Origin of the sequence: Metasolibacillus sp. (assembly GCF_025291715.1) — a bacterium.
In the GTDB taxonomy this organism is placed as follows: Bacteria; Bacillota; Bacilli; order Bacillales_A; family Planococcaceae; genus Metasolibacillus; species Metasolibacillus louembei.
In genome coordinates, this window is record NZ_JAMBIZ010000001.1 from 95,057 (window position 1) to 112,411 (window position 17,355).

At 40.0% G+C, this 17,355-nt stretch carries 23 protein-coding genes; 21 read left to right on the forward strand and 2 right to left on the reverse strand.

Annotation, left to right across the window (positions count from 1 at the left end; genetic code table 11):
- Positions 1-88 precede the first annotated feature (88 nt).
- The 4 genes from M3Z76_RS00550 (at position 89) to M3Z76_RS00565 (ending at position 3,458) form a co-directional block, all read left to right on the forward strand.
- Complete coding sequence (locus M3Z76_RS00550; protein WP_483310132.1) at positions 89-928, forward strand: lipoate--protein ligase family protein; 840 nt, start codon at positions 89-91, stop codon at positions 926-928.
- Entirely contained in the window at positions 910-1,299 is a 390-nt protein-coding gene (locus tag M3Z76_RS00555) for a DUF4181 domain-containing protein (RefSeq protein WP_295655612.1), read from the forward strand. The genes M3Z76_RS00550 and M3Z76_RS00555 overlap by 19 nt, the downstream gene beginning before the upstream one ends.
- A gap of 50 nt (positions 1,300-1,349) precedes the next feature.
- Positions 1,350-2,471, forward strand: coding sequence for a hypothetical protein (locus tag M3Z76_RS00560; RefSeq protein WP_293920086.1), 1,122 nt, complete (start codon positions 1,350-1,352; stop codon positions 2,469-2,471).
- A gap of 99 nt (positions 2,472-2,570) precedes the next feature.
- Positions 2,571-3,458, forward strand: a complete 888-nt coding sequence (locus tag M3Z76_RS00565) for a DMT family transporter (protein WP_293920085.1) — start codon at positions 2,571-2,573, stop codon at positions 3,456-3,458.
- A gap of 92 nt (positions 3,459-3,550) precedes the next feature.
- On the opposite strand, the gene M3Z76_RS00570 is transcribed toward M3Z76_RS00565, so the two are convergent.
- Positions 3,551-4,435: a DUF1385 domain-containing protein gene (locus M3Z76_RS00570; RefSeq protein WP_406601111.1), complete on the reverse strand. Its 885-nt coding sequence runs from the start codon at positions 4,433-4,435 to the stop codon at positions 3,551-3,553.
- Positions 4,436-4,606: 171 nt separating this feature from the next.
- On the opposite strand from M3Z76_RS00570, the gene M3Z76_RS00575 reads away from it, so the two are divergent.
- From M3Z76_RS00575 to M3Z76_RS00640, 14 genes are all read left to right on the forward strand, one after another.
- Positions 4,607-5,056 (forward strand): hypothetical protein, encoded by a 450-nt coding sequence (locus M3Z76_RS00575; protein ID WP_293920083.1) that lies wholly within the window; start codon positions 4,607-4,609, stop codon positions 5,054-5,056.
- A gap of 18 nt (positions 5,057-5,074) precedes the next feature.
- On the forward strand, positions 5,075-5,515 hold the full coding sequence (aroQ, locus tag M3Z76_RS00580; RefSeq protein WP_293920082.1) for a type II 3-dehydroquinate dehydratase: 441 nt from the start codon (positions 5,075-5,077) through the stop codon (positions 5,513-5,515).
- Between the two features lie 5 nt (positions 5,516-5,520).
- The gene (locus M3Z76_RS00585) at positions 5,521-6,579 is read left to right on the forward strand and encodes a M24 family metallopeptidase (protein ID WP_293920080.1); all 1,059 of its coding nucleotides are present in this window, start codon (positions 5,521-5,523) and stop codon (positions 6,577-6,579) included.
- 17 nt (positions 6,580-6,596) lie between these two features.
- Positions 6,597-7,154: an elongation factor P gene (efp, locus tag M3Z76_RS00590; RefSeq protein ID WP_293920079.1), complete on the forward strand. Its 558-nt coding sequence runs from the start codon at positions 6,597-6,599 to the stop codon at positions 7,152-7,154.
- Between the two features lie 100 nt (positions 7,155-7,254).
- Complete coding sequence (locus tag M3Z76_RS00595; protein ID WP_293920078.1) at positions 7,255-8,262, forward strand: NAD(P)H-dependent flavin oxidoreductase; 1,008 nt, start codon at positions 7,255-7,257, stop codon at positions 8,260-8,262.
- 542 nt (positions 8,263-8,804) lie between these two features.
- On the forward strand, positions 8,805-9,014 hold the full coding sequence (locus tag M3Z76_RS00600) for a stage III sporulation protein AC (RefSeq protein WP_293920077.1): 210 nt from the start codon (positions 8,805-8,807) through the stop codon (positions 9,012-9,014).
- A 2-nt stretch (positions 9,015-9,016) separates the two neighbouring features.
- Positions 9,017-9,391 (forward strand): pyruvate formate-lyase, encoded by a 375-nt coding sequence (locus tag M3Z76_RS00605; protein WP_293920076.1) that lies wholly within the window; start codon positions 9,017-9,019, stop codon positions 9,389-9,391.
- Positions 9,392-9,394: 3 nt separating this feature from the next.
- A complete protein-coding gene (locus M3Z76_RS00610; protein ID WP_293920075.1) occupies positions 9,395-10,306 on the forward strand; it encodes a stage III sporulation protein AE in 912 nt (303 codons plus the stop codon).
- Positions 10,303-10,440 (forward strand): hypothetical protein, encoded by a 138-nt coding sequence (locus M3Z76_RS00615; RefSeq protein WP_293920074.1) that lies wholly within the window; start codon positions 10,303-10,305, stop codon positions 10,438-10,440. Before M3Z76_RS00610 ends, M3Z76_RS00615 begins: the two co-directional genes overlap by 4 nt.
- A gap of 127 nt (positions 10,441-10,567) precedes the next feature.
- On the forward strand, positions 10,568-10,951 hold the full coding sequence (locus M3Z76_RS00620) for a hypothetical protein (protein WP_293920073.1): 384 nt from the start codon (positions 10,568-10,570) through the stop codon (positions 10,949-10,951).
- Complete coding sequence (locus M3Z76_RS00625) at positions 10,935-11,471, forward strand: SpoIIIAH-like family protein (RefSeq protein ID WP_293920072.1); 537 nt, start codon at positions 10,935-10,937, stop codon at positions 11,469-11,471. Before M3Z76_RS00620 ends, M3Z76_RS00625 begins: the two co-directional genes overlap by 17 nt.
- Before the next feature lie 287 nt (positions 11,472-11,758).
- Positions 11,759-12,259: an acetyl-CoA carboxylase biotin carboxyl carrier protein gene (accB, locus tag M3Z76_RS00630; protein WP_293920071.1), complete on the forward strand. Its 501-nt coding sequence runs from the start codon at positions 11,759-11,761 to the stop codon at positions 12,257-12,259.
- 14 nt (positions 12,260-12,273) lie between these two features.
- A complete protein-coding gene (accC, locus tag M3Z76_RS00635) occupies positions 12,274-13,635 on the forward strand; it encodes an acetyl-CoA carboxylase biotin carboxylase subunit (RefSeq protein ID WP_293920070.1) in 1,362 nt (453 codons plus the stop codon).
- 330 nt (positions 13,636-13,965) lie between these two features.
- Positions 13,966-14,373 carry an Asp23/Gls24 family envelope stress response protein gene (locus tag M3Z76_RS00640; protein ID WP_293920069.1) on the forward strand — a complete coding sequence of 136 codons (408 nt, stop codon included), beginning with the start codon at positions 13,966-13,968 and terminating at the stop codon, positions 14,371-14,373.
- Between the two features lie 41 nt (positions 14,374-14,414).
- Here M3Z76_RS00640 and M3Z76_RS00645 read toward each other — a convergent pair whose 3' ends face one another.
- The gene (locus tag M3Z76_RS00645) at positions 14,415-15,173 is read right to left on the reverse strand and encodes an SDR family oxidoreductase (RefSeq protein WP_293920068.1); all 759 of its coding nucleotides are present in this window, start codon (positions 15,171-15,173) and stop codon (positions 14,415-14,417) included.
- Between the two features lie 154 nt (positions 15,174-15,327).
- Between M3Z76_RS00645 and M3Z76_RS00650 the strand changes: the two genes are divergently transcribed.
- The 3 genes from M3Z76_RS00650 to M3Z76_RS00660 are packed head-to-tail and all read left to right on the forward strand — an operon-like array spanning position 15,328 to position 17,326.
- The gene (locus tag M3Z76_RS00650) at positions 15,328-15,870 is read left to right on the forward strand and encodes a TetR/AcrR family transcriptional regulator (RefSeq protein ID WP_293920067.1); all 543 of its coding nucleotides are present in this window, start codon (positions 15,328-15,330) and stop codon (positions 15,868-15,870) included.
- Between the two features lie 45 nt (positions 15,871-15,915).
- On the forward strand, positions 15,916-16,422 hold the full coding sequence (locus M3Z76_RS00655) for an RNA polymerase sigma factor (protein ID WP_293920066.1): 507 nt from the start codon (positions 15,916-15,918) through the stop codon (positions 16,420-16,422).
- Positions 16,409-17,326, forward strand: coding sequence for a hypothetical protein (locus tag M3Z76_RS00660; RefSeq protein WP_293920065.1), 918 nt, complete (start codon positions 16,409-16,411; stop codon positions 17,324-17,326). The genes M3Z76_RS00655 and M3Z76_RS00660 overlap by 14 nt, the downstream gene beginning before the upstream one ends.
- Positions 17,327-17,355: the final 29 nt, after the last annotated feature.

Here is a 17,355-nt window from a genome sequence, read left to right on the forward strand (position 1 = left end):
ACCCATGCCTTTTTATATTTTTAAACAAAATCTTTCCTATCAACCTGCTATCTATGGTAATTTAGAAGAGGAAAGTTTCGTCAAGGAGATGACAGCAGTGGAAAAGTGGTATTTTATTAATTCAGGACCTTGTTCAGCATCGTTTAATATGGCATTGGATGAGGCATTACTTGATTGGCATAGCGACGGGAGTATTCCACCAGTGATTCGCTTTTACGAATGGAATCCAGCTACATTGTCAATTGGTTATTTTCAGCAGGCAGCGCGCGATATTGATTTAGAGGCAGTGAAGCAACAGGGGTTGGGCTTTGTTCGTCGACCTACAGGTGGACGTGCAGTATTGCATGACCAAGAGCTGACATATTCAATTATAGTGACAGAAGAGTACCCGAATATGCCGAAAACGGTAACAGAAGCTTATCGTGTATTGAGTGAGGGTATTTTGTTAGGCTTCCAAAACTTAGGATTGGACGCATACTTTAGCGTACCAGATACAGAGGAAAAGCAGGCAGATTTAAAAAAACCAAAAAGTGCTGTATGCTTTGATGCACCAAGCTGGTATGAGTTAGTGGTAGAGGGGAAAAAGGTAGCAGGTAGTGCGCAAACGCGTCAAAAGGGCGTGATTTTGCAGCATGGTGCGATTTTGCTAGATTTAGATGCAGAAAAGCTATTGTCTGTCTTTAGATTCTCATCTGAGGAAGCGAAGCAAAAAATGCGTGATAAACTGCCTGAAAAAGCGGTAGCGATGAACCAATTTGTAGAGACACCATTTACCATACCACAATGTGTGGAGGCATTTAAAACGGGCTTTGAAAAGGCGTTACATATTGAGCTTGTGCCATACACATTAACAGAGCAGCAGCTAGTCTATGTTAAAGAGCTAGAAGCGAAAAAATATGCAAATGATGAATGGAATTTAAGGAAATAATGGAGTATTTAGCGATTTTTATCATTGTTGTACTATATCAATGGCTTTTCATTCCTATATTAAAGCGAAAAGTGGGCTATGTTCGCGTAGATGGGACGATGTTTTATCAATATAAAACTAAATGGCAGCTACCATTTGAAATAGCCGTTATTATAGCTGCCGTGCTATGTATCGTGTTTTTTACGCCAAAGCTTGAGCTTTGGTCTGTTGCCTTTGTACCGCTTGGCTTTATCGTGATTTTAGTGGTGCGCGGCATTTTAGAGAAGAAATATGATGCTTATTTGCGCCATCATATCATTTCGTTTGTCCAAGCTTTTGCGATAATGGTAGCGTTTGTTGGCATTTTTATTTATAGCATGTTAATAAAGTAAGGGGGCATTTGCCTCCTTTTTGTATATAAGTATTTAGGGCGGTGTTGAAAATGGATATATTAAACAATGATATAAATGGAAAAATTAAATCAGATGACAAAACGATACCTCAAGGAAAAAGAGTTTTTTGGCAGCAAGGGGGTGGCGATGGAGAAAGAGATTATATAGATATTTGTATAAAGTTTGAAGTTATCCTCAATGGTCCTGGGTATGCTGGACCATTAAATGACGAAACGATTCAAATTTTGCATGATGATGGTATTTCAAAAATAGCGATAGCTGATAGAAAAAGATTTGCTTTTACTATGAAAAGCGGTGATATTGTAGCATTAAAAATTGGCTTACAAAAAATATATGCTGTCGGAATCGTTGTAGGTGATTATCAGTGGAGCGACTTGTTTGGTGATGTAGATGGCTGGAGCATTCAGCATGTTCGACGGGTCAAATGGCTATGGGTTGCGCCTAAAGATAGTGAAGGGCAGTATCTGCCGAAGGATTTTAAAGCAAATGTGTTAAAGCAAGGGACAACCTTGTTGCTTGATAGCCCAAAGGTTCTTCAATGGATTGATAGCCTTCATTTGGATTTCACAAAAAAATATGAGGTCAAGGATCTGCCGGCAGTCGATTCAAAAAAAGTCAAAATTGAAGAGATTGCAGAGTTTCTATATGCAAAAGGAACATCAAGTAACTCTATAGAAAGGCTTGTGTCAGCGATTGATGATTTACAAATGATTGCTAAATGGTACAAATCAGTTGATTATGTCTCTGAATTTGAAACGGAAAGCTATCTTATAATACCTTTGCTTAGAGCATTGGGATGGACGCCACAAAAAATGGCGGTTGAATGGAAGAATGTTGATATAGCCATTTTCAACCGTTTACCACGTGAGGATCAAAATCTCATTGCAGTAGTAGAAGCGAAACGTAAAGGCAAGTCCTGTTTGATGGCCTATTCACAAGCCTATAATTATGCTAAAGATAAAGAGAACTGTAATAGGTTGATAGTAAGTGATGGCTTGCGTTATGGAATATTTGTAAAGCATCAGAAAAAATATAAACTTCATGCCTATATGAATATTACCGATTTTAGAGAAAGGTACGAAATTTACGACTGTGCTGGAATCAAGGAGGCCATTTGGGCAATGACACCAGACTGGCATTATGATGCATAAAGATTTTCAATGAATTATCGAAAAATTTACTTAATTTGTAGAAAAAGCGCAGTTTATTCTTCTTTTTCTGCTATGATGAAGCGGTGAGGAGGAACTGAAGTGAAAAAGTATATGGGAGATGCGATGATGCTCATAACGGCAATCGTTTGGGGCAGTGGCTTCGTTGTTGTAGCTATCGCATTAAAATATTTAACAGCCTATCAAGTGATGGCTGGACGTTTTCTATTAGCGGCGATTATTTTATTAATACTATTTGGTTATCGGTTAAAAGGGCTACGGTGGTCTGTTGTTTGGAAGGGTGCTATATTAGGAACCATTTTATATATTGCCTTTGCTTTTCAAACGGTTGGGCTAGAGTATACGACTGCGTCCAAAAATGCCTTTATTACGGCTGTCAATGTCGTCATTGTGCCATTGATTGCCTTTATCTTTTATAAGCGAAAAATTGATGGCTATGAAATGCTTGGCTCCATTCTCGCATTAATTGGGATTGGGTTGCTGTCATTGCAAGGCTCCTTCAAGATGAACATCGGTGATATATTAACATTAATATGTGCTGTTGGCTTTGCCTTCGATATTTTTTATACCAATTATTTTGTACAAAAAGAGGATGCACTTACTTTAACTATTGTGCAGTTTGTGACAGCTGCCGTTATTGGGACACTTGTTGTCATAATACAAGGAGATATTCCTACAACTATCGCTAAAGAGGGGATGTATGCGATTATTTATTTAGCGGTGTTCTCGACGACGCTTGCTTATGTTTTACAAAATGTGGCACATAAATATACGACGGCAACGAAGGCGGCGATTATTTTATCGACAGAGGCACTGTTTGGTACATTATTTGCGATTTTATTTTTGCATGAGGTACTGACGTTGAAAATGACAATAGGTGCTGTGATGATTATGCTAGCGATTTTAATTGCGGAATTGAAGCCCGCCTATTTTAAGCGGCGTATGCTGAAAAAGATGGAGCGTACATAGGAAGATTTTTGATTTTTATTTTGATGATTCGCACGCAAGGTACAATTGCACTCAAAAAAAGGAGCTTGTCTTTTTGGGACAAGCTCCTTTTTTTAATCGTGGTGCAATGTTGCAGCCACCTCTGGATGTTGTTCTACTTCATGAAGCTTTTTGAATGAAGCAATCGCTACTTCCACTTGTTCATTTTTTGGCTCTTTTGTTGTTAAAAGCTGTAGCCAAAGACCAGGATAGCCTAAAAAGCGTAGTACAGGCACATTGCGCAAAGCATTTGTTGCTTGTAGCACCTCGAAGGAAATACCAAGTACAACTGGAATCAATAAAATGCGGTTGACGACACGTAGCCATAATGGATCAGTTGGCACGAAGAAGTACACGAACATGCCAACAATGACTGTAAATAAAATAAAGCTAGAGCCGCAGCGATAATGCAAGCGCGATTGCTTTTGTACGTTGTCAACTGTGAGCTCAAGACCTGCCTCATAGCAATTAATGACTTTATGCTCTGCTCCGTGGTATTGAAAGACACGTTTAATAATAGGTGTCATGGCAATTAGTTGTAAGTAGCTCAATAGTAAAATGAGCTTGAAGGCTGTCTCTAAAAAGATTTGCCCTGTTTTATTTGGAATCCATGCGGAAAATAAGTCAGCTAAAAACACTGGGACAAGTGTAAAGACAAATTTTCCAAATAAGAAGGAAAGCACTCCGACAACGGCTACGCCTAAAATCATTTGCAGCTTGGATGGCTCCTCAGCATTTTCCTCTTCCTCACCGGGCGTTACATCATAGCGCTCGCTCGCAAATTGTAAATGGCGTGAGCCAAAGCCTGCTGATTCAATTAAGGCGACAACACCTCTTACGAACGGAATTTTCTTTAATTTTTGGTATAAAGGCTTTTTCTTTTTTTCTACATGAAAATAATCAATTGAATTGTCATTGCGACGAATCGCTGTGACCATATGCTCTTTTCCAGCAAACATAACGCCCTCTAATAGCGCCTGTCCACCGTATACGGGTACTTCATTGCTCACTATGTACACCACTCTCTTAAATAGTTTCTAAATTATTGTACTAAATTTTTTCGAAAAGAACTACGAAAATGCATACCGCTTGTATATTTTGGCGAAAATAGTGCGAGAGGAGGGATTTTTATGTCGTTAGCTATCATTACAAGTGCTGTGAGTGCAATTGGCTTTTCGTGCATTTTGAAGTTTTTGCATTACTTTTCGTTTATTTCTTGGCATCCAATAGGGTTTGTGAAGAAATGGGAGCTGCCAATTACAGCGTTTACAGGCTGGCTATTGCTTGGGCTCGTTTTCTTTATTTTGTTCCTACTATTATATATTTTGCTGCAATATGCTTGGCGTGTTCCTTCATTTTTTACATCCTTCGTGATAGGGATTGCATGTGCCTTTTTAGCAGAGTGGTTGATTTATGATTTGCCAGCAGAGGGGGCATCCTTTAAAAAGTTATCGATTCCGTTTATCGTTGTGACGATTGCTATGTGCCGTTTTGTTATTGACACAGCACAATATCATTATTATAACAGGAAATTCGCACATCGAAATAAGTTGATGTATAAAAACACTATGATAAAATAAAAGGAGGGGTGATAGATAATGGAGTTGCTCGTATTAAATGGACCAAATTTAAATCGACTTGGCAAGCGTGAGCCAGAAATTTATGGAACGGAAACACTTGCAGATATTGAAGCAAGATTGCAGCAGCTTGCGGCAAGCTTTCAAAGTGAAATTGACTTTCGTCAATCGAATCATGAAGGACAACTCATTGATTGGATTCATGAGGCGGAGGACCGTCGAATGGTAGGTATTGTTTTCAATCCAGGTGCTTATACGCATACAAGTGTTGCTTTACGCGATGCAATTGCTTCTGTTACAGTCCCTGTCATTGAAGTACATATTTCAAACATCCATAAGCGAGAGCCGTTCCGCCACCATTCAATGCTAGCAGCAGAATGTGTCGGACAAATTTGCGGTCTCGGTACAATCGGCTATGATTTAGCTGTGCGTAAATTTTTACAACAAGAAAAAGGGGAATGAACAACATGAAATTAGCAAAATTACGTCAAGCATTAATCGATGAGAAAATCGATGCACTACTTATTACTAACGACTATAACCGTCGTTATATGACAGGCTTCACTGGTACTGCAGGTGTTGCGATCGTATCGAAGGATGATGCGGTGTTTATTACAGATTTCCGCTATACAGAGCAAGCGGCAGAGCAAGTGAAGGACTTCCGCATTGTGCAGCATGAAGGCTTAATCGTAGAAGAGGTAGCACAGCAAGTTGCATTAATGGGCGTACAGACGCTTGGCTTTGAGAAGGATGCGCTAACATATGGCACATATACGCTTTATAAAAATGCAGTGAAAGCTGAGTTTGCTCCAACAGCAGGGTTAATTGAAAAAATTCGCTTGATTAAGACAGAACAAGAGATTAATATTATTAAGGCTGCATGTGAAATTGCGGATCAAGCATTTACACATATTTTAGGCTTTATCGAGCCTGGTAAAACAGAGCTTGAGGTGTCGAATGAGCTTGAATTTTTCATGCGTAAGCAAGGTGCGACAAGCTCGTCATTTGATATTATCGTAGCAAGCGGTGTGCGCTCAGCGTTACCACATGGTGTTGCAACACATAAAGTCATTGAAAAGGGCGATTTTGTCACACTTGACTTCGGTGCACTATACAATGGTTATATTTCAGATATTACACGCACGATTGCTGTAGGACAGCCTTCAGATAAGCTAGTTGAGATGTACAATGTCGTATTGGAATCTCAGCTGCTAGCTTTAGAAAAAGTAGGTCCTGGGATGACAGGTATCGAGGCAGATGCAGTAGCACGTGATTATTTAAAATCAAAAGGCTATGGTGAGGCATTTGGTCACTCAACAGGGCACGGCATTGGCTTAGAGGTGCATGAAGGACCAGGGCTATCATTCCGCTCAGAAACAGTGTTAGAGCCAGGCATGGCTGTAACAATTGAGCCAGGTGTTTATTTACCAGGCATCGGCGGTGTACGTATCGAGGATGATATACTAATTACAGCAACAGGCAATGAAAAATTAACTCATTCTACAAAAGATTTAATTATTTTATAATTTGGAGGAAAATAAAGATGATTTCAGTAAACGATTTTCGCACAGGCTTAACAATTATTGTTGATGGCCAATTATACCGTGTTTTGGATTTCCAACACGTAAAGCCAGGTAAAGGTGCGGCCTTTGTGCGTTCGAAATTACGTAATCTGCGTAACGGTAATGTAAACGAAAAAACATTCCGTGCAGGTGAAAAAGTAGAAAAAGCGATGATTGATAACCGTAAAATGCAATACTTATATGCACAAGGTGATGAGCATGTATTTATGGATATGGAATCATATGACCAAACAACATTAGCAGCAGCGCAAATTGAAGAAGAATTACTATATTTATTAGAAAATATGGAAGTTCACATTCAATCATACCAAGGTGAAATGCTAGGAATTGAATTACCAAACACAGTTGTGTTAGAAGTTGCTGAAACAGAGCCAGGTATTAAGGGCGATACAGCTTCAGGTGGTTCAAAGCCAGCGAAAATGGAAACAGGCTTAATGGTTAACGTACCATTCTTCGTCAACCAAGGCGACAAATTAATTATTAACACATCAGAAGGCTCTTACGTTTCACGTGCGTAAAATGGCGGGCTGGTTTGTAGGCATTAAGCTTACAAGCCAGCTTTTTTTGATAGTAACGATTGACTGAAAGTATTACAATAGAGGAAAGGAGTGGTAATAAATGTTACAGCAAATTCAAAAACCAATTATTCAAGCACCGATGGCAGGTGTTACAACACCACAGCTTGTTATTGCAAGCTGTGAGGCAGGTATTTTAGGTTCGATTGGTGCAGGCTATTTAAATGGCGAGGAAACACGAGCATTTATTCAAGCGGTAAAACAAGGAACGGACAAACCCTTCTCTGTCAATTTATTTGTGCAGGAGGAGCCGAAAATTGATGTATTCGTTTTGCAGGAGGCTCGTGTAGCCTTGCAGCCTATTTACGATGAATTAAATATTCCACCAGTACAAACAGTTATTTCAAACGATGTGTATTCTGCGCAGCTACAGGTAGTTATCGATGAAAATGTACCTATTTGCTCGTTTACATTTGGATTACCAGCCGCAACTGATATTCAGCGTTTAAAGGCAGCAGGTATTTATATGATTGGTACAGCGACAACGCTAGAGGAGGCAAAGGCGGTGGAAGCAGCTGGGCTTGATGCAGTGGTACTCCAAGGTAGCGAGGCGGGTGGACATCGCGGTACATTTACAGAGCCTTTAACATTTATCAGCTTACAGGATTTATTAGCACAGGTCATTGGCCAAGTGCAAATCCCCGTTATTGCGGCAGGTGGCATTGCAACAGCGCATCATGTAAAGGAAGTGCTAGCGCAAGGTGCAGTTGCAGCACAAATAGGAACAGCCTTTTTAGTTGCAGAGGAAAGCGGTGCATCAGCGACGTATAAGCAGGCTATTTTGCAATCTGAAAATGATGAGACAACGCTAACAAAGGCGTTCACTGGTAAATATGCACGCGGATTGAAAAATGATTTCACAGAACGCTTAAAGGATGCGGTCGTTGCACCGTACCCATTACAGCACCATTTAACAACGGCGATTCGCAAGGAAAGCACAGCTCAGGGACGTCCAGAATTTTTATCGCTATGGATGGGTGCTAACGGGCATTTAGCGAAGGAAGCACCGGTTGCGGAGATTGTAGAGGCATTGCTAGCAGAGGTTAGATAAACGGTGCAACGATGAAGAGGACGATTATGCTACAAATCAACAATCTATTGACGATTCGTGATAATTTTCTGCTCTGCGCACCTTGATAAAAGCCTGAGAACTGCCATTTATTTCTGTATAAAATAAATAGCAATATAAGTAAACTAACACTGACACATATATTTCCTATATTGCTTAAAGATAAGTTCAAAGATAAATAAAATTTATTTAGTAAGTAGCTAGAGATTACACCAAATAGTACAAAAATGACGATGACTCTGATTAGCTCTAGTAATATGCGCATATAAAGATTCCTTTCATAAAATGAAACTGAGCCTCGAATAGTAAATATATTCGGGGTTTAACTTTGCATGATGCTCTTATCCTAACACCTCGTACATCTCATAATCAAGCAAAGGGAAGCCTCCGCTAATAATATAGGAGATGCCTCTGCTTTACATTGACTAGGCGATTCTCTAGTTTTGTACGCTAGATTGTTTCACAAGAAAAGTTCTACCTCACACCCATACTACATATAATGCGGTACGTAAGGAGGCTAGGCTTTGGAGCTTCAGGATGTACTACGCGTTGCAGGAGTGGGACTTGTGATTGCCTTGCTGCATATCTTTTTTGAGCAAACTGGGAAAAAGGAGTTTTCGTTTTTTTTATTTTTCGTTGCTTATTTGTATATGACAGCAGAGCTTATTCGTTTTTTGCGTTTGTTTTTTAACGAGATTTTAATTTTCTTTCAATGGCTTACTTCCTCGGGGTGACGATGACAACGATATTCGCTGTTGTAATTTTGCTGCTGCTACTGCAATTGATGAAACAGGCAATGCCTTCATTACACCCTTTATTTACAATTATTTTCACATTTATTTTTCTGCAATTTGTTTTTGTACAATCTATCATTCCGTGGGCTCGTCATTTTATTCCGATTGTTCAGCACGTGCCCTATGCACGTCCATTGCTCTATACGGCCATTGTATTTCTATTAAGTGAGTTTATGTTTACATTGTTAGCAGAGCATGAATATGAAGCATTAGGGGAGGTGATGCGTATAGCTGTACGTATCGCGCTTGTGACCTACTGGATGACAGAGCTTGAGCCGGCATTACAAACGTTGTCGGCATTGCTCAAAAGGGTGTAATAGATGGACACGCTTATCAATATCTTTCGTGAACCAATCTCTAATGTTATTTTACTCATTTCAGTTGTAGCCCTTTACACGCTTGTCTTTTTACTCATTGAAGCATTTGTACCAACCGCAAAAGCATGGCTAGAACCACTCTTTATTTTATTGCTTGCACTCACATTAGGAGAGCTTGTCGTTGAGGCATTTCGCGTCATGCGAGAGTTCGCTGAAATTTTATCCGCATTTTTTTTAGCACTTATTCCAATTCTTACATCCGCTATGATTGTCCTTCAATCCATTTTAGCATTTGTCGCATGGAGCCCGCTCGTCTTGTTTTTATTGCAGCTTTTGATGCATATAACAAATAAAATTATGATTCCAGCACTGCTTGCTGCATTACTCTTCGATTTTTGCAGCCGTTTTGTGCAAGGAATTTCCTTTAAAAAACTAGCAGATTTACTACGTATGACGTCCATGAGCTTGATTGCAGCGTCCTCTTTAGCGCTTTCACTTATTTTAACGATTTCAGGTGTCGCCTTTTTTGCAGTGGATTCTTCTGTTACGACGCCATTAAAAAAGGTGGTAGAGCAGGCAATTCCATTAGTCGGCTCCATTGTTGTACAAGGCTTTTCGATGTTTCAAAAGTTTCAAGGTACCGCAACGACGATTACGGGCTTTACGCTTGTTAGCTCTTTTTCTATCGCCTCCTTTTATCCGGCAGGAACGCTGCTTTTATATGCGTTTAGCTGCAAATTTTTAGCGGCGATAAGCGAGCCATTTACGAGCGCAAATATTAGCGGCTTTATTGATGATATTGGCAACACATTATTTGTGTTATGCGCCATTGCAATATTGCTTGCCATTACCTTTATTTTTATTTGGCTATTACTGTTTGTCATTATGCAATTAGGGGTGGGGAAAAATTTATGATGATGATACTTGCACTCGTTTTAGTTGGACAATGCCTGCTACTTATTGCAGATGAGCCAAGATTTATCGTCTATATTCGCTTAGCATTGTTCCTTTGCTTTTACAGCTACATTGTCAATTTCCTGCGCATATAAAGAAAAAGCCTATCATATAATGTGGTAATTTTCCCCTAGGGAGCTATTAGCCCCTTGTGGATGTCATAGATTTTTTAACAAATCTAAAGTAGAGGCGTAAGTAACTAAAGGGGGTAAGTTGAAGTATGTGGAGAAGCGATTAAATCTACCATTACTCGTTATACCGATTATTTTAGTTGTTATTTTTCTTGTGATGAATCAGAAGACACCTGCAACAGATGAACAAGCTGGCAGCTCTCAGCTTGAACAAACACTTCAAGAAATGGCTGGTGTAGGACAAGTAAAAGTATATGTGCATTATGAACAGCAAGGTGAGGCGATATTAAGTGATTATTTTCGCGCAAAGGAAGGGCGCGTAACAGGCATTTTAATTGTCAGTGAAGGTGCGGTGGAGCCGACTGTACAACGAGAACTCGTACAAGTTGTTAGTCGTGTCATGGAGATTCCTGTACACCGTATTATGATTGTACCGATGCGAAAAAAGGAGATGGACAATGAAAGTGAAACGTAAAACAGTATGGTTTTTGACACTCTTTAGCTTAGCGGCAGTGATTTCTGTGTATTATGTATTTGAAGATGATCGAAATATCAATTTGATGGCGATTTTCTCAGATGAGACGATGCAGGAAACAACGTTAACAGGTTTACCAGAGGAAACAAAGGCAGTGCAATCTGAAAATTATTTATTTGAGCAAATGCGCATGGAGGTAGAAAATGAGCGCAGCCAGCTAAGAGAGCAATATACGCAAAAAATCGCATCTGATCAATATTCAGCAGAGGAAAAAAATGAAGCATATAATGAAATGAACGCATTAATTAAGCGCGACTCTGCCGAGGCAATGCTCGAAATGCTTATTAAATCTCTAGGCTACTCGGATGCTTTCGTACGTGTAGAGGATGAGAAAGTGGCCGTAACGGTTATGTCTGACGAAATGTCTAAAGAGGAAGCAAATGAAATTATTTATGTAGTCATGTCTGAGCAAGGCGAAGGCGTGCAAGTAACAGTAAACGTACAATCAAATTATTATTGAATTTATAATAATAGTGTGAGTCTTTACTAAGGTGCTTTTTTTCAAAAGCAACCTGAACTAAAGCCTCACATTTATTTTGCGAAAATTCATTTTAATTTGTTAGTCCTTGGAGGTCCTACAACTACTATAGTGAAAAAATAATTGTCAGAAAATATCGTTTTTTTGTTTCAGATGTGCTGTGTTACGCTGATTTCTTTGGAATTTATAAATAACTATTTCAAAATGGCTTAATAAATTATAAAATAGTTATCGTAGTTATAATATTAAGCAATAAGGGAGAGTTTGGCATGTTCAAAATTCAAGAGATTCGTGAAATTATTAAACTAGTAGATGCTTCATCAATTGACGAGTTTGTATATGAGGAAAACGGAGCAAAAGTAAAGTTAAAGAAAAAAGGAAATGTAACAGAGGTTGTTGCACCGAAAGCCGAGGTAGTTGTGGCAGCACCAGCAGCGCCAGTAGTTGAAGCAGTGCCGGCACCAAAAGCAGTGGAAGCGCCAGCAGCTGTAGCACCTGTTGAAAAAGCACCTGTCCAAGAGGATGCAGATTTACACAAAATTACATCACCAATGGTTGGTACATTCTATCAAGCACCAAATCCAGAATCTCCAGCTTATGTAAAAGTGGGAGATAAAGTAGGCGAAGAAACAATTGTTTGTATCGTAGAGGCAATGAAACTGTTCAACGAAATCGAGGCAGAGGTGAAAGGTGAAATCGTTGAAATTCTTGTAAAAGACGGTCAACTTGTGGAATACGGTCAACCATTATTCCTAGTAAAAGCTGAATAAGAGGGGTGCTTTTCATGAAAAAAGTATTAATTGCCAATCGTGGAGAAATCGCGGTTCGTATCATTCGTGCATGTAAAGAGTTAGGTATTGAAACAGTAGCTGTTTATTCTGAGGCAGACGCTGAGGCGTTACATGTGAAGCTAGCAGACGAGGCATATTGCATTGGCCCACGCTTATCAAAGGATTCTTATTTAAGCTTCCCAGCATTATTAGGCGTGGCACAAAAAACAGGTGCAGATGGCATCCATCCAGGCTATGGCTTTGTATCTGAAAACGCTGACTTTGCGGAAGCATGTGAAAATGCTGGCATTAAATTTATCGGCCCATCTTCAGATTCAATTAAAATTATGGGGATTAAGGACGTAGCACGTTCAACGATGGAAAAAGCCAATGTACCACTTGTACCAGGGACAGGCATCGTACCTGATATCGAAACAGGTAAGAAGTGGGCTGCTGAAATCGGCTACCCTGTCATCATTAAAGCAACTGCTGGCGGTGGTGGTAAAGGTATCCGTGTTGCTCGCACAGAGGAAGAGCTTGTTAAAGGCATTGAAATTACACAAAAGGAAGCTGCCGCAGCATTTGGTAACCCAGGCGTATACTTAGAGAAGTTTATCGAATACTTCCGCCACTGTGAAATCCAAGTATTAGCAGACGGTCATGGCAATGTTGTGCACTTAGGTGAGCGCGATTGCACCGTACAACGCCGCATGCAAAAGCTTGTCGAGGAAGCGCCATCACCAGCACTTTCAGAGGAGCGTCGTGCAGAAATGGGCGAAGCCGCTGTAAAAGCAGCGAAAGCATGTAACTACGAGGGCGCAGGTACAATCGAATTCATTTACGATTACCAAGAGGACAAGTTCTACTTTATGGAAATGAACACACGTATCCAAGTAGAGCATCCTGTGACAGAAATGATTACAGGTGTTGACCTTGTACAGCAGCAATTAAAAATTGCCTCTGGCGAGAAGCTACCATTCAAACAAGAGGATATCAAAATCAATGGCTGGGCAATCGAATGCCGAATCAATGCTGAAAACGCATACAAAAACTTTATGCCATCTGCTGGTAAAGTAACAGACTACCTAGCACCAGGCGGCTACGGTGTACGCGTAGACTCAGCGGTATATCCAGGCTACACAATTCCACCATACTACGATTCAATGGTTGCAAAGCTAATCGTACACGCAGACACGCGTGAGGAAGCAATCGCTAAAATGAATCGCGCATTAAGCGAGTTTATGGTAGATGGCGTACACACAACCATCCCATTCCATCAAGCGCTGATGAACAACGATGTCTTCAAATCAGCGAAATTCAACACGAAGTTCTTGGAAGAGAATGATGTGTTGGGTGTGGCTGAGAAGGCGAAGTAAGTGTTTGGGGAATAAAATAGAAATATCTCAACCCGTTAACTAAGATTATTTAGTTAACGGGTTTTTTAGATTAAAAATATTCAACTTGCTATAAGTGATCAAATAACAGTCAAAAGTGATCAAATAACTCATAAAAGTGATCAAATAGAAGCCAAATTCGCTCAAATAACAGCCAAAAGTGATCAAATAGCCTCCAAAGTTATTTTAATTGCCTCGTAAAAAATCCAATGCAATTGCTAAGCATTTTCCATAAGGAATGTAGTATAATAAAGAAAGTGATAGATGGCTATAGTTAAGTAGCAATGCGAGAGAAAGAGAGGATGGCTGAACATGGCTGAAAAACAACCAACATCATTTGTACAACCAACGCCAACAGGTAAAGAGGAGCTCGGACAGATTGAAGTGGCTCCTGAGGTAATCGAGGTCATTGCAGGGATTGCCGCAACAGAGGTTGAAGGGGTAGCGGCGACACGTGGCAATTTTGCGTCAGGCGTTGTAGAGAAGTTTGGGAAAAAAGTACATTCAAAAGGGATTAAGTCTGCGATGTCAGAGGATGGACGCATCGTCATTGATGTATTTTGCTCAGTGAAATATGGCTTTGCCGTTCCAAAGGTAGCAAAGGATGTTCAAGCTTCCATTCGCCAAGCGATTTTAAATATGACAGCAATTGAAACAAGCGAAGTAAATGTGCATATTACAGCAATTCAATTTGACAATGTGAGCGCTAATAAAGCGTGAATAGAAAGACCGCCGAGCGATTCGGCGGTCTCTTTTCATGTTTAATAAGCTGTCCAGCCACCATCTGCTGCGATGACTTGGCCGTTGATAAAGCTTGCATCATCCGAGCCTAAAAAGACAGCAAGTGCTGCGATTTCTGAGGGCTGTCCAATGCGCGGATTAATCGCCATGCCGAGCTGCTGACGTGCAATACCTGTTTGGCTAATGCTCGTCATGGATGAGGCGATATTTGTTGCAACACCACCTGGTGCGATGCCGTTACAGCGAATATTTTTATCTGCATACATAAAGGCTGTATTTTTTGTTAAACCAACAACCGCATGCTTAGAAGCTGTGTAAGCTGCACCAGCACGTGCACCATACAAGCCACCTGCTGAAATATTGTTGACGATCACCCCATGGCCTTGTTTTAAGAAAATAGCTGTTGCAAGACGCATCGATTGCATAACAGCTGTTGTATTCACTGCGAATACTTTATCCCAGCGGTCGTTTGTTACTTCACCGACAGGCTCCATGCCATCCATAATACCTGCATTGTTTACTAAAATATCAAGCTGTCCGTATGTTTCTAACGTTTTATCAAATAAATGCTGTAAATCCGCTTCTGATGTGACATCTGTGCTAATCGCAAAGGCGTCGCCACCAGCCGCTTTAATTTTCGCTACTACTTCCTCTGCACCTGCTAAATTTAAGTCTGAAACAACTACTTTTGCGCCTTCCTGTGCATAGCTTTCTGCGATAGCCAAGCCCATGCCTGATGCGGCACCCGTTACGATTGCTACTTTACCTTGTAATTTCATCGCCAATTCCTCCTAAGTAGTTAAATGTCATTTATTGAACATCTGTTCAATAAAAATTATACTGGATAGTAGATAACGTTTTCAATATGCAATAAAAGCAAGAATGTTTATTAAACAACAAATTTCGAAAAAACGTTGAATAGGGGTGCTAAAAATGTCAGTGGATTTACGTGTTATCAAGACAAAGGAGCGATTGCATGAAACACTTATCGCATTATTAAAGGAGATGCCACTAGAGAAAATTAAAATATCGGTGCTATGTCAAAGAGCCCAAATCAATCGAGGGACATTTTATTTGCATTATGAAAGTGTCGATGCATTATTCGCGGATTTTTTTGAGCAAATTATTGCTGATTTACGAGAAGCTTATTTAGAGCCGTTGCGGACAAAAACACCATTAAAAATTAAGGAGCTCGATTCGAAAACGGTGCGTATTTTCCATCATATAAAAAAATATGAAAACTTTTATCGCATCGTTTTTTCGAAAAATGCACCTTTAGCCTATTACTATATGCTACTTGAGCAGATTACGTTGAATTTACGGGAAAATGCACATGTTCACAATGATTATTTCATTGCCTATCAAGCCAACGCTATTACTGGGTTAGCATTGCAATGGGCACAGCGCGATTTTCAGGAAACACCTGAAGAGCTCAGTGAGGTGCTTGTACAAATTTTGCGCCAAAAAGGTGAGTAAAATGCGTTTATTGTCCGTCTATTTAAATAGGGAAGGGGGATACCCATGCTTCGTTTTGATGAATATTACGATGCTTATAGCAAGGAACTGTTCCAATTTATTTATTTTTTAGTTGGACATAAGGAAACGGCGGAGGATTTAACGCAAGACACCTTTATCAAAGCCTTAAAAAATAGCACGACCTTTCGTGGAGATGCCCAAATGAAAACATGGCTTGTGACGATTGCGCGCAATACCGTTTACGATTATTACAGGCGCAAGCGCTTAATTAAATTTATTCCATTTATAGCGCGATATGACGGCATAGAGGAAACATACATACCAGAACAATGGTTACTGAAGCAAGCGGCAGATGCAGAGCTATATACGGCGCTCGGTCAGCTCAAATTAGCCTATCGAGAGTGCATCGTCCTTCGCAAAATTGAAGGCTACTCCATTAAAGAAACGGCCGACATTTTAAATTGTACAGAAGCACAAGTACGTAATCATAGAGAGCGAGGCATGAGGGCATTGCAAAAACTGCTTGGAGGTGAGGCTAATGAAACTAGATGACCGCTTACAGCAAATCACGCGTGTACAGTGGGATGAGCAAGCGCGCTTACAGCAAAAGAAGCGCTTAATGGTACGTGTCAAGCGCAAGCAATTATTCGCACCACGCTTTGCACTTGTGACAATCGCTTGCATTTTGCTGTTATTTTATTTAATGGATATAAGACAGCCAGTACAGCCGCAGCAACAGGCACAACTAACAGATGAATTGGCAAAAATAACTGTCCTGTTGACAGATAAACCTGAGCGCAATTTGAATTTGAATTCAGCCTCGTACGTCAATAAAAAAGTGACGACTGACAAGCAACTGTTAGCGAAATTTCAGCGTATTGTCACAGCATCAACCGTTGTTGAACAGGCATGGGATGGACAGTTAACGTCCCCAGAGAATATTTATCAGCTCCTATTAACCTTTCAAAATGATAAGCAGCTTTATTTGAAATTTGGCAGTCATTCAGGTGTATTTGAGCTATACGATGTGTATGGGCAAAAAAAATATGTGCTGACAAATGGCACAGAGCTAATATTGCTGTTGCAGCAAATTGCTGATGAAACGGCAACATCCTCCGATTGGAAAAAGTATTTGTGGGGGATATTGATTGTCCTTTTACTAATCGATGCGGCCTTTATTAGTAAAAATCGCTATAATCGTGATGACTATGGCAATAAAAAAAGCCTGCATTGGTCATGGCGAATCCTTTATACGATTATTTTTATGATGGCTTTTGTTGTGTCCTACTTCTATTTAGGGACAACGCATGCCGGTATATTATGCGGTGGCATTATGTTAACGATTGTACTTCAGGAATATTTAGAAGTGAAACAAGGGATTAAGCGAGCAAATTGGCTGTGGACGTCGATGACTATATTTTTTGTGCTGCTAGTAGTATTACTGTTTGTAATTTAGCGCTTTCATTCCGAATACTGAACTAATAT

Excerpts from the sequence above, each read along its gene's own strand:
- M3Z76_RS00550 (WP_483310132.1), top strand. The coding sequence starts at position 89 with ATGACAGCAGTGGAAAAGTGGTATTTTATTAATTCAGGACCTTGTTCA.
- M3Z76_RS00555 (WP_295655612.1), top strand. The coding sequence starts at position 910 with ATGGAATTTAAGGAAATAATGGAGTATTTAGCGATTTTTATCATTGTT.
- M3Z76_RS00560 (WP_293920086.1), top strand. The coding sequence starts at position 1,350 with ATGGATATATTAAACAATGATATAAATGGAAAAATTAAATCAGATGAC.
- M3Z76_RS00570 (WP_406601111.1), bottom strand. The coding sequence starts at position 4,435 with ATGTTTGCTGGAAAAGAGCATATGGTCACAGCGATTCGTCGCAATGAC.
- M3Z76_RS00575 (WP_293920083.1), top strand. The coding sequence starts at position 4,607 with ATGTCGTTAGCTATCATTACAAGTGCTGTGAGTGCAATTGGCTTTTCG.
- aroQ (WP_293920082.1), top strand. The coding sequence starts at position 5,075 with ATGGAGTTGCTCGTATTAAATGGACCAAATTTAAATCGACTTGGCAAG.
- M3Z76_RS00585 (WP_293920080.1), top strand. The coding sequence starts at position 5,521 with ATGAAATTAGCAAAATTACGTCAAGCATTAATCGATGAGAAAATCGAT.
- efp (WP_293920079.1), top strand. The coding sequence starts at position 6,597 with ATGATTTCAGTAAACGATTTTCGCACAGGCTTAACAATTATTGTTGAT.
- M3Z76_RS00595 (WP_293920078.1), top strand. The coding sequence starts at position 7,255 with ATGTTACAGCAAATTCAAAAACCAATTATTCAAGCACCGATGGCAGGT.
- M3Z76_RS00605 (WP_293920076.1), top strand. The coding sequence starts at position 9,017 with ATGACAACGATATTCGCTGTTGTAATTTTGCTGCTGCTACTGCAATTG.
- M3Z76_RS00610 (WP_293920075.1), top strand. The coding sequence starts at position 9,395 with ATGGACACGCTTATCAATATCTTTCGTGAACCAATCTCTAATGTTATT.
- M3Z76_RS00615 (WP_293920074.1), top strand. The coding sequence starts at position 10,303 with ATGATGATGATACTTGCACTCGTTTTAGTTGGACAATGCCTGCTACTT.
- M3Z76_RS00625 (WP_293920072.1), top strand. The coding sequence starts at position 10,935 with ATGAAAGTGAAACGTAAAACAGTATGGTTTTTGACACTCTTTAGCTTA.
- accB (WP_293920071.1), top strand. The coding sequence starts at position 11,759 with ATGTTCAAAATTCAAGAGATTCGTGAAATTATTAAACTAGTAGATGCT.
- accC (WP_293920070.1), top strand. The coding sequence starts at position 12,274 with ATGAAAAAAGTATTAATTGCCAATCGTGGAGAAATCGCGGTTCGTATC.
- M3Z76_RS00640 (WP_293920069.1), top strand. The coding sequence starts at position 13,966 with ATGGCTGAAAAACAACCAACATCATTTGTACAACCAACGCCAACAGGT.
- M3Z76_RS00645 (WP_293920068.1), bottom strand. The coding sequence starts at position 15,173 with ATGAAATTACAAGGTAAAGTAGCAATCGTAACGGGTGCCGCATCAGGC.
- M3Z76_RS00650 (WP_293920067.1), top strand. The coding sequence starts at position 15,328 with ATGTCAGTGGATTTACGTGTTATCAAGACAAAGGAGCGATTGCATGAA.
- M3Z76_RS00655 (WP_293920066.1), top strand. The coding sequence starts at position 15,916 with ATGCTTCGTTTTGATGAATATTACGATGCTTATAGCAAGGAACTGTTC.
- M3Z76_RS00660 (WP_293920065.1), top strand. The coding sequence starts at position 16,409 with ATGAAACTAGATGACCGCTTACAGCAAATCACGCGTGTACAGTGGGAT.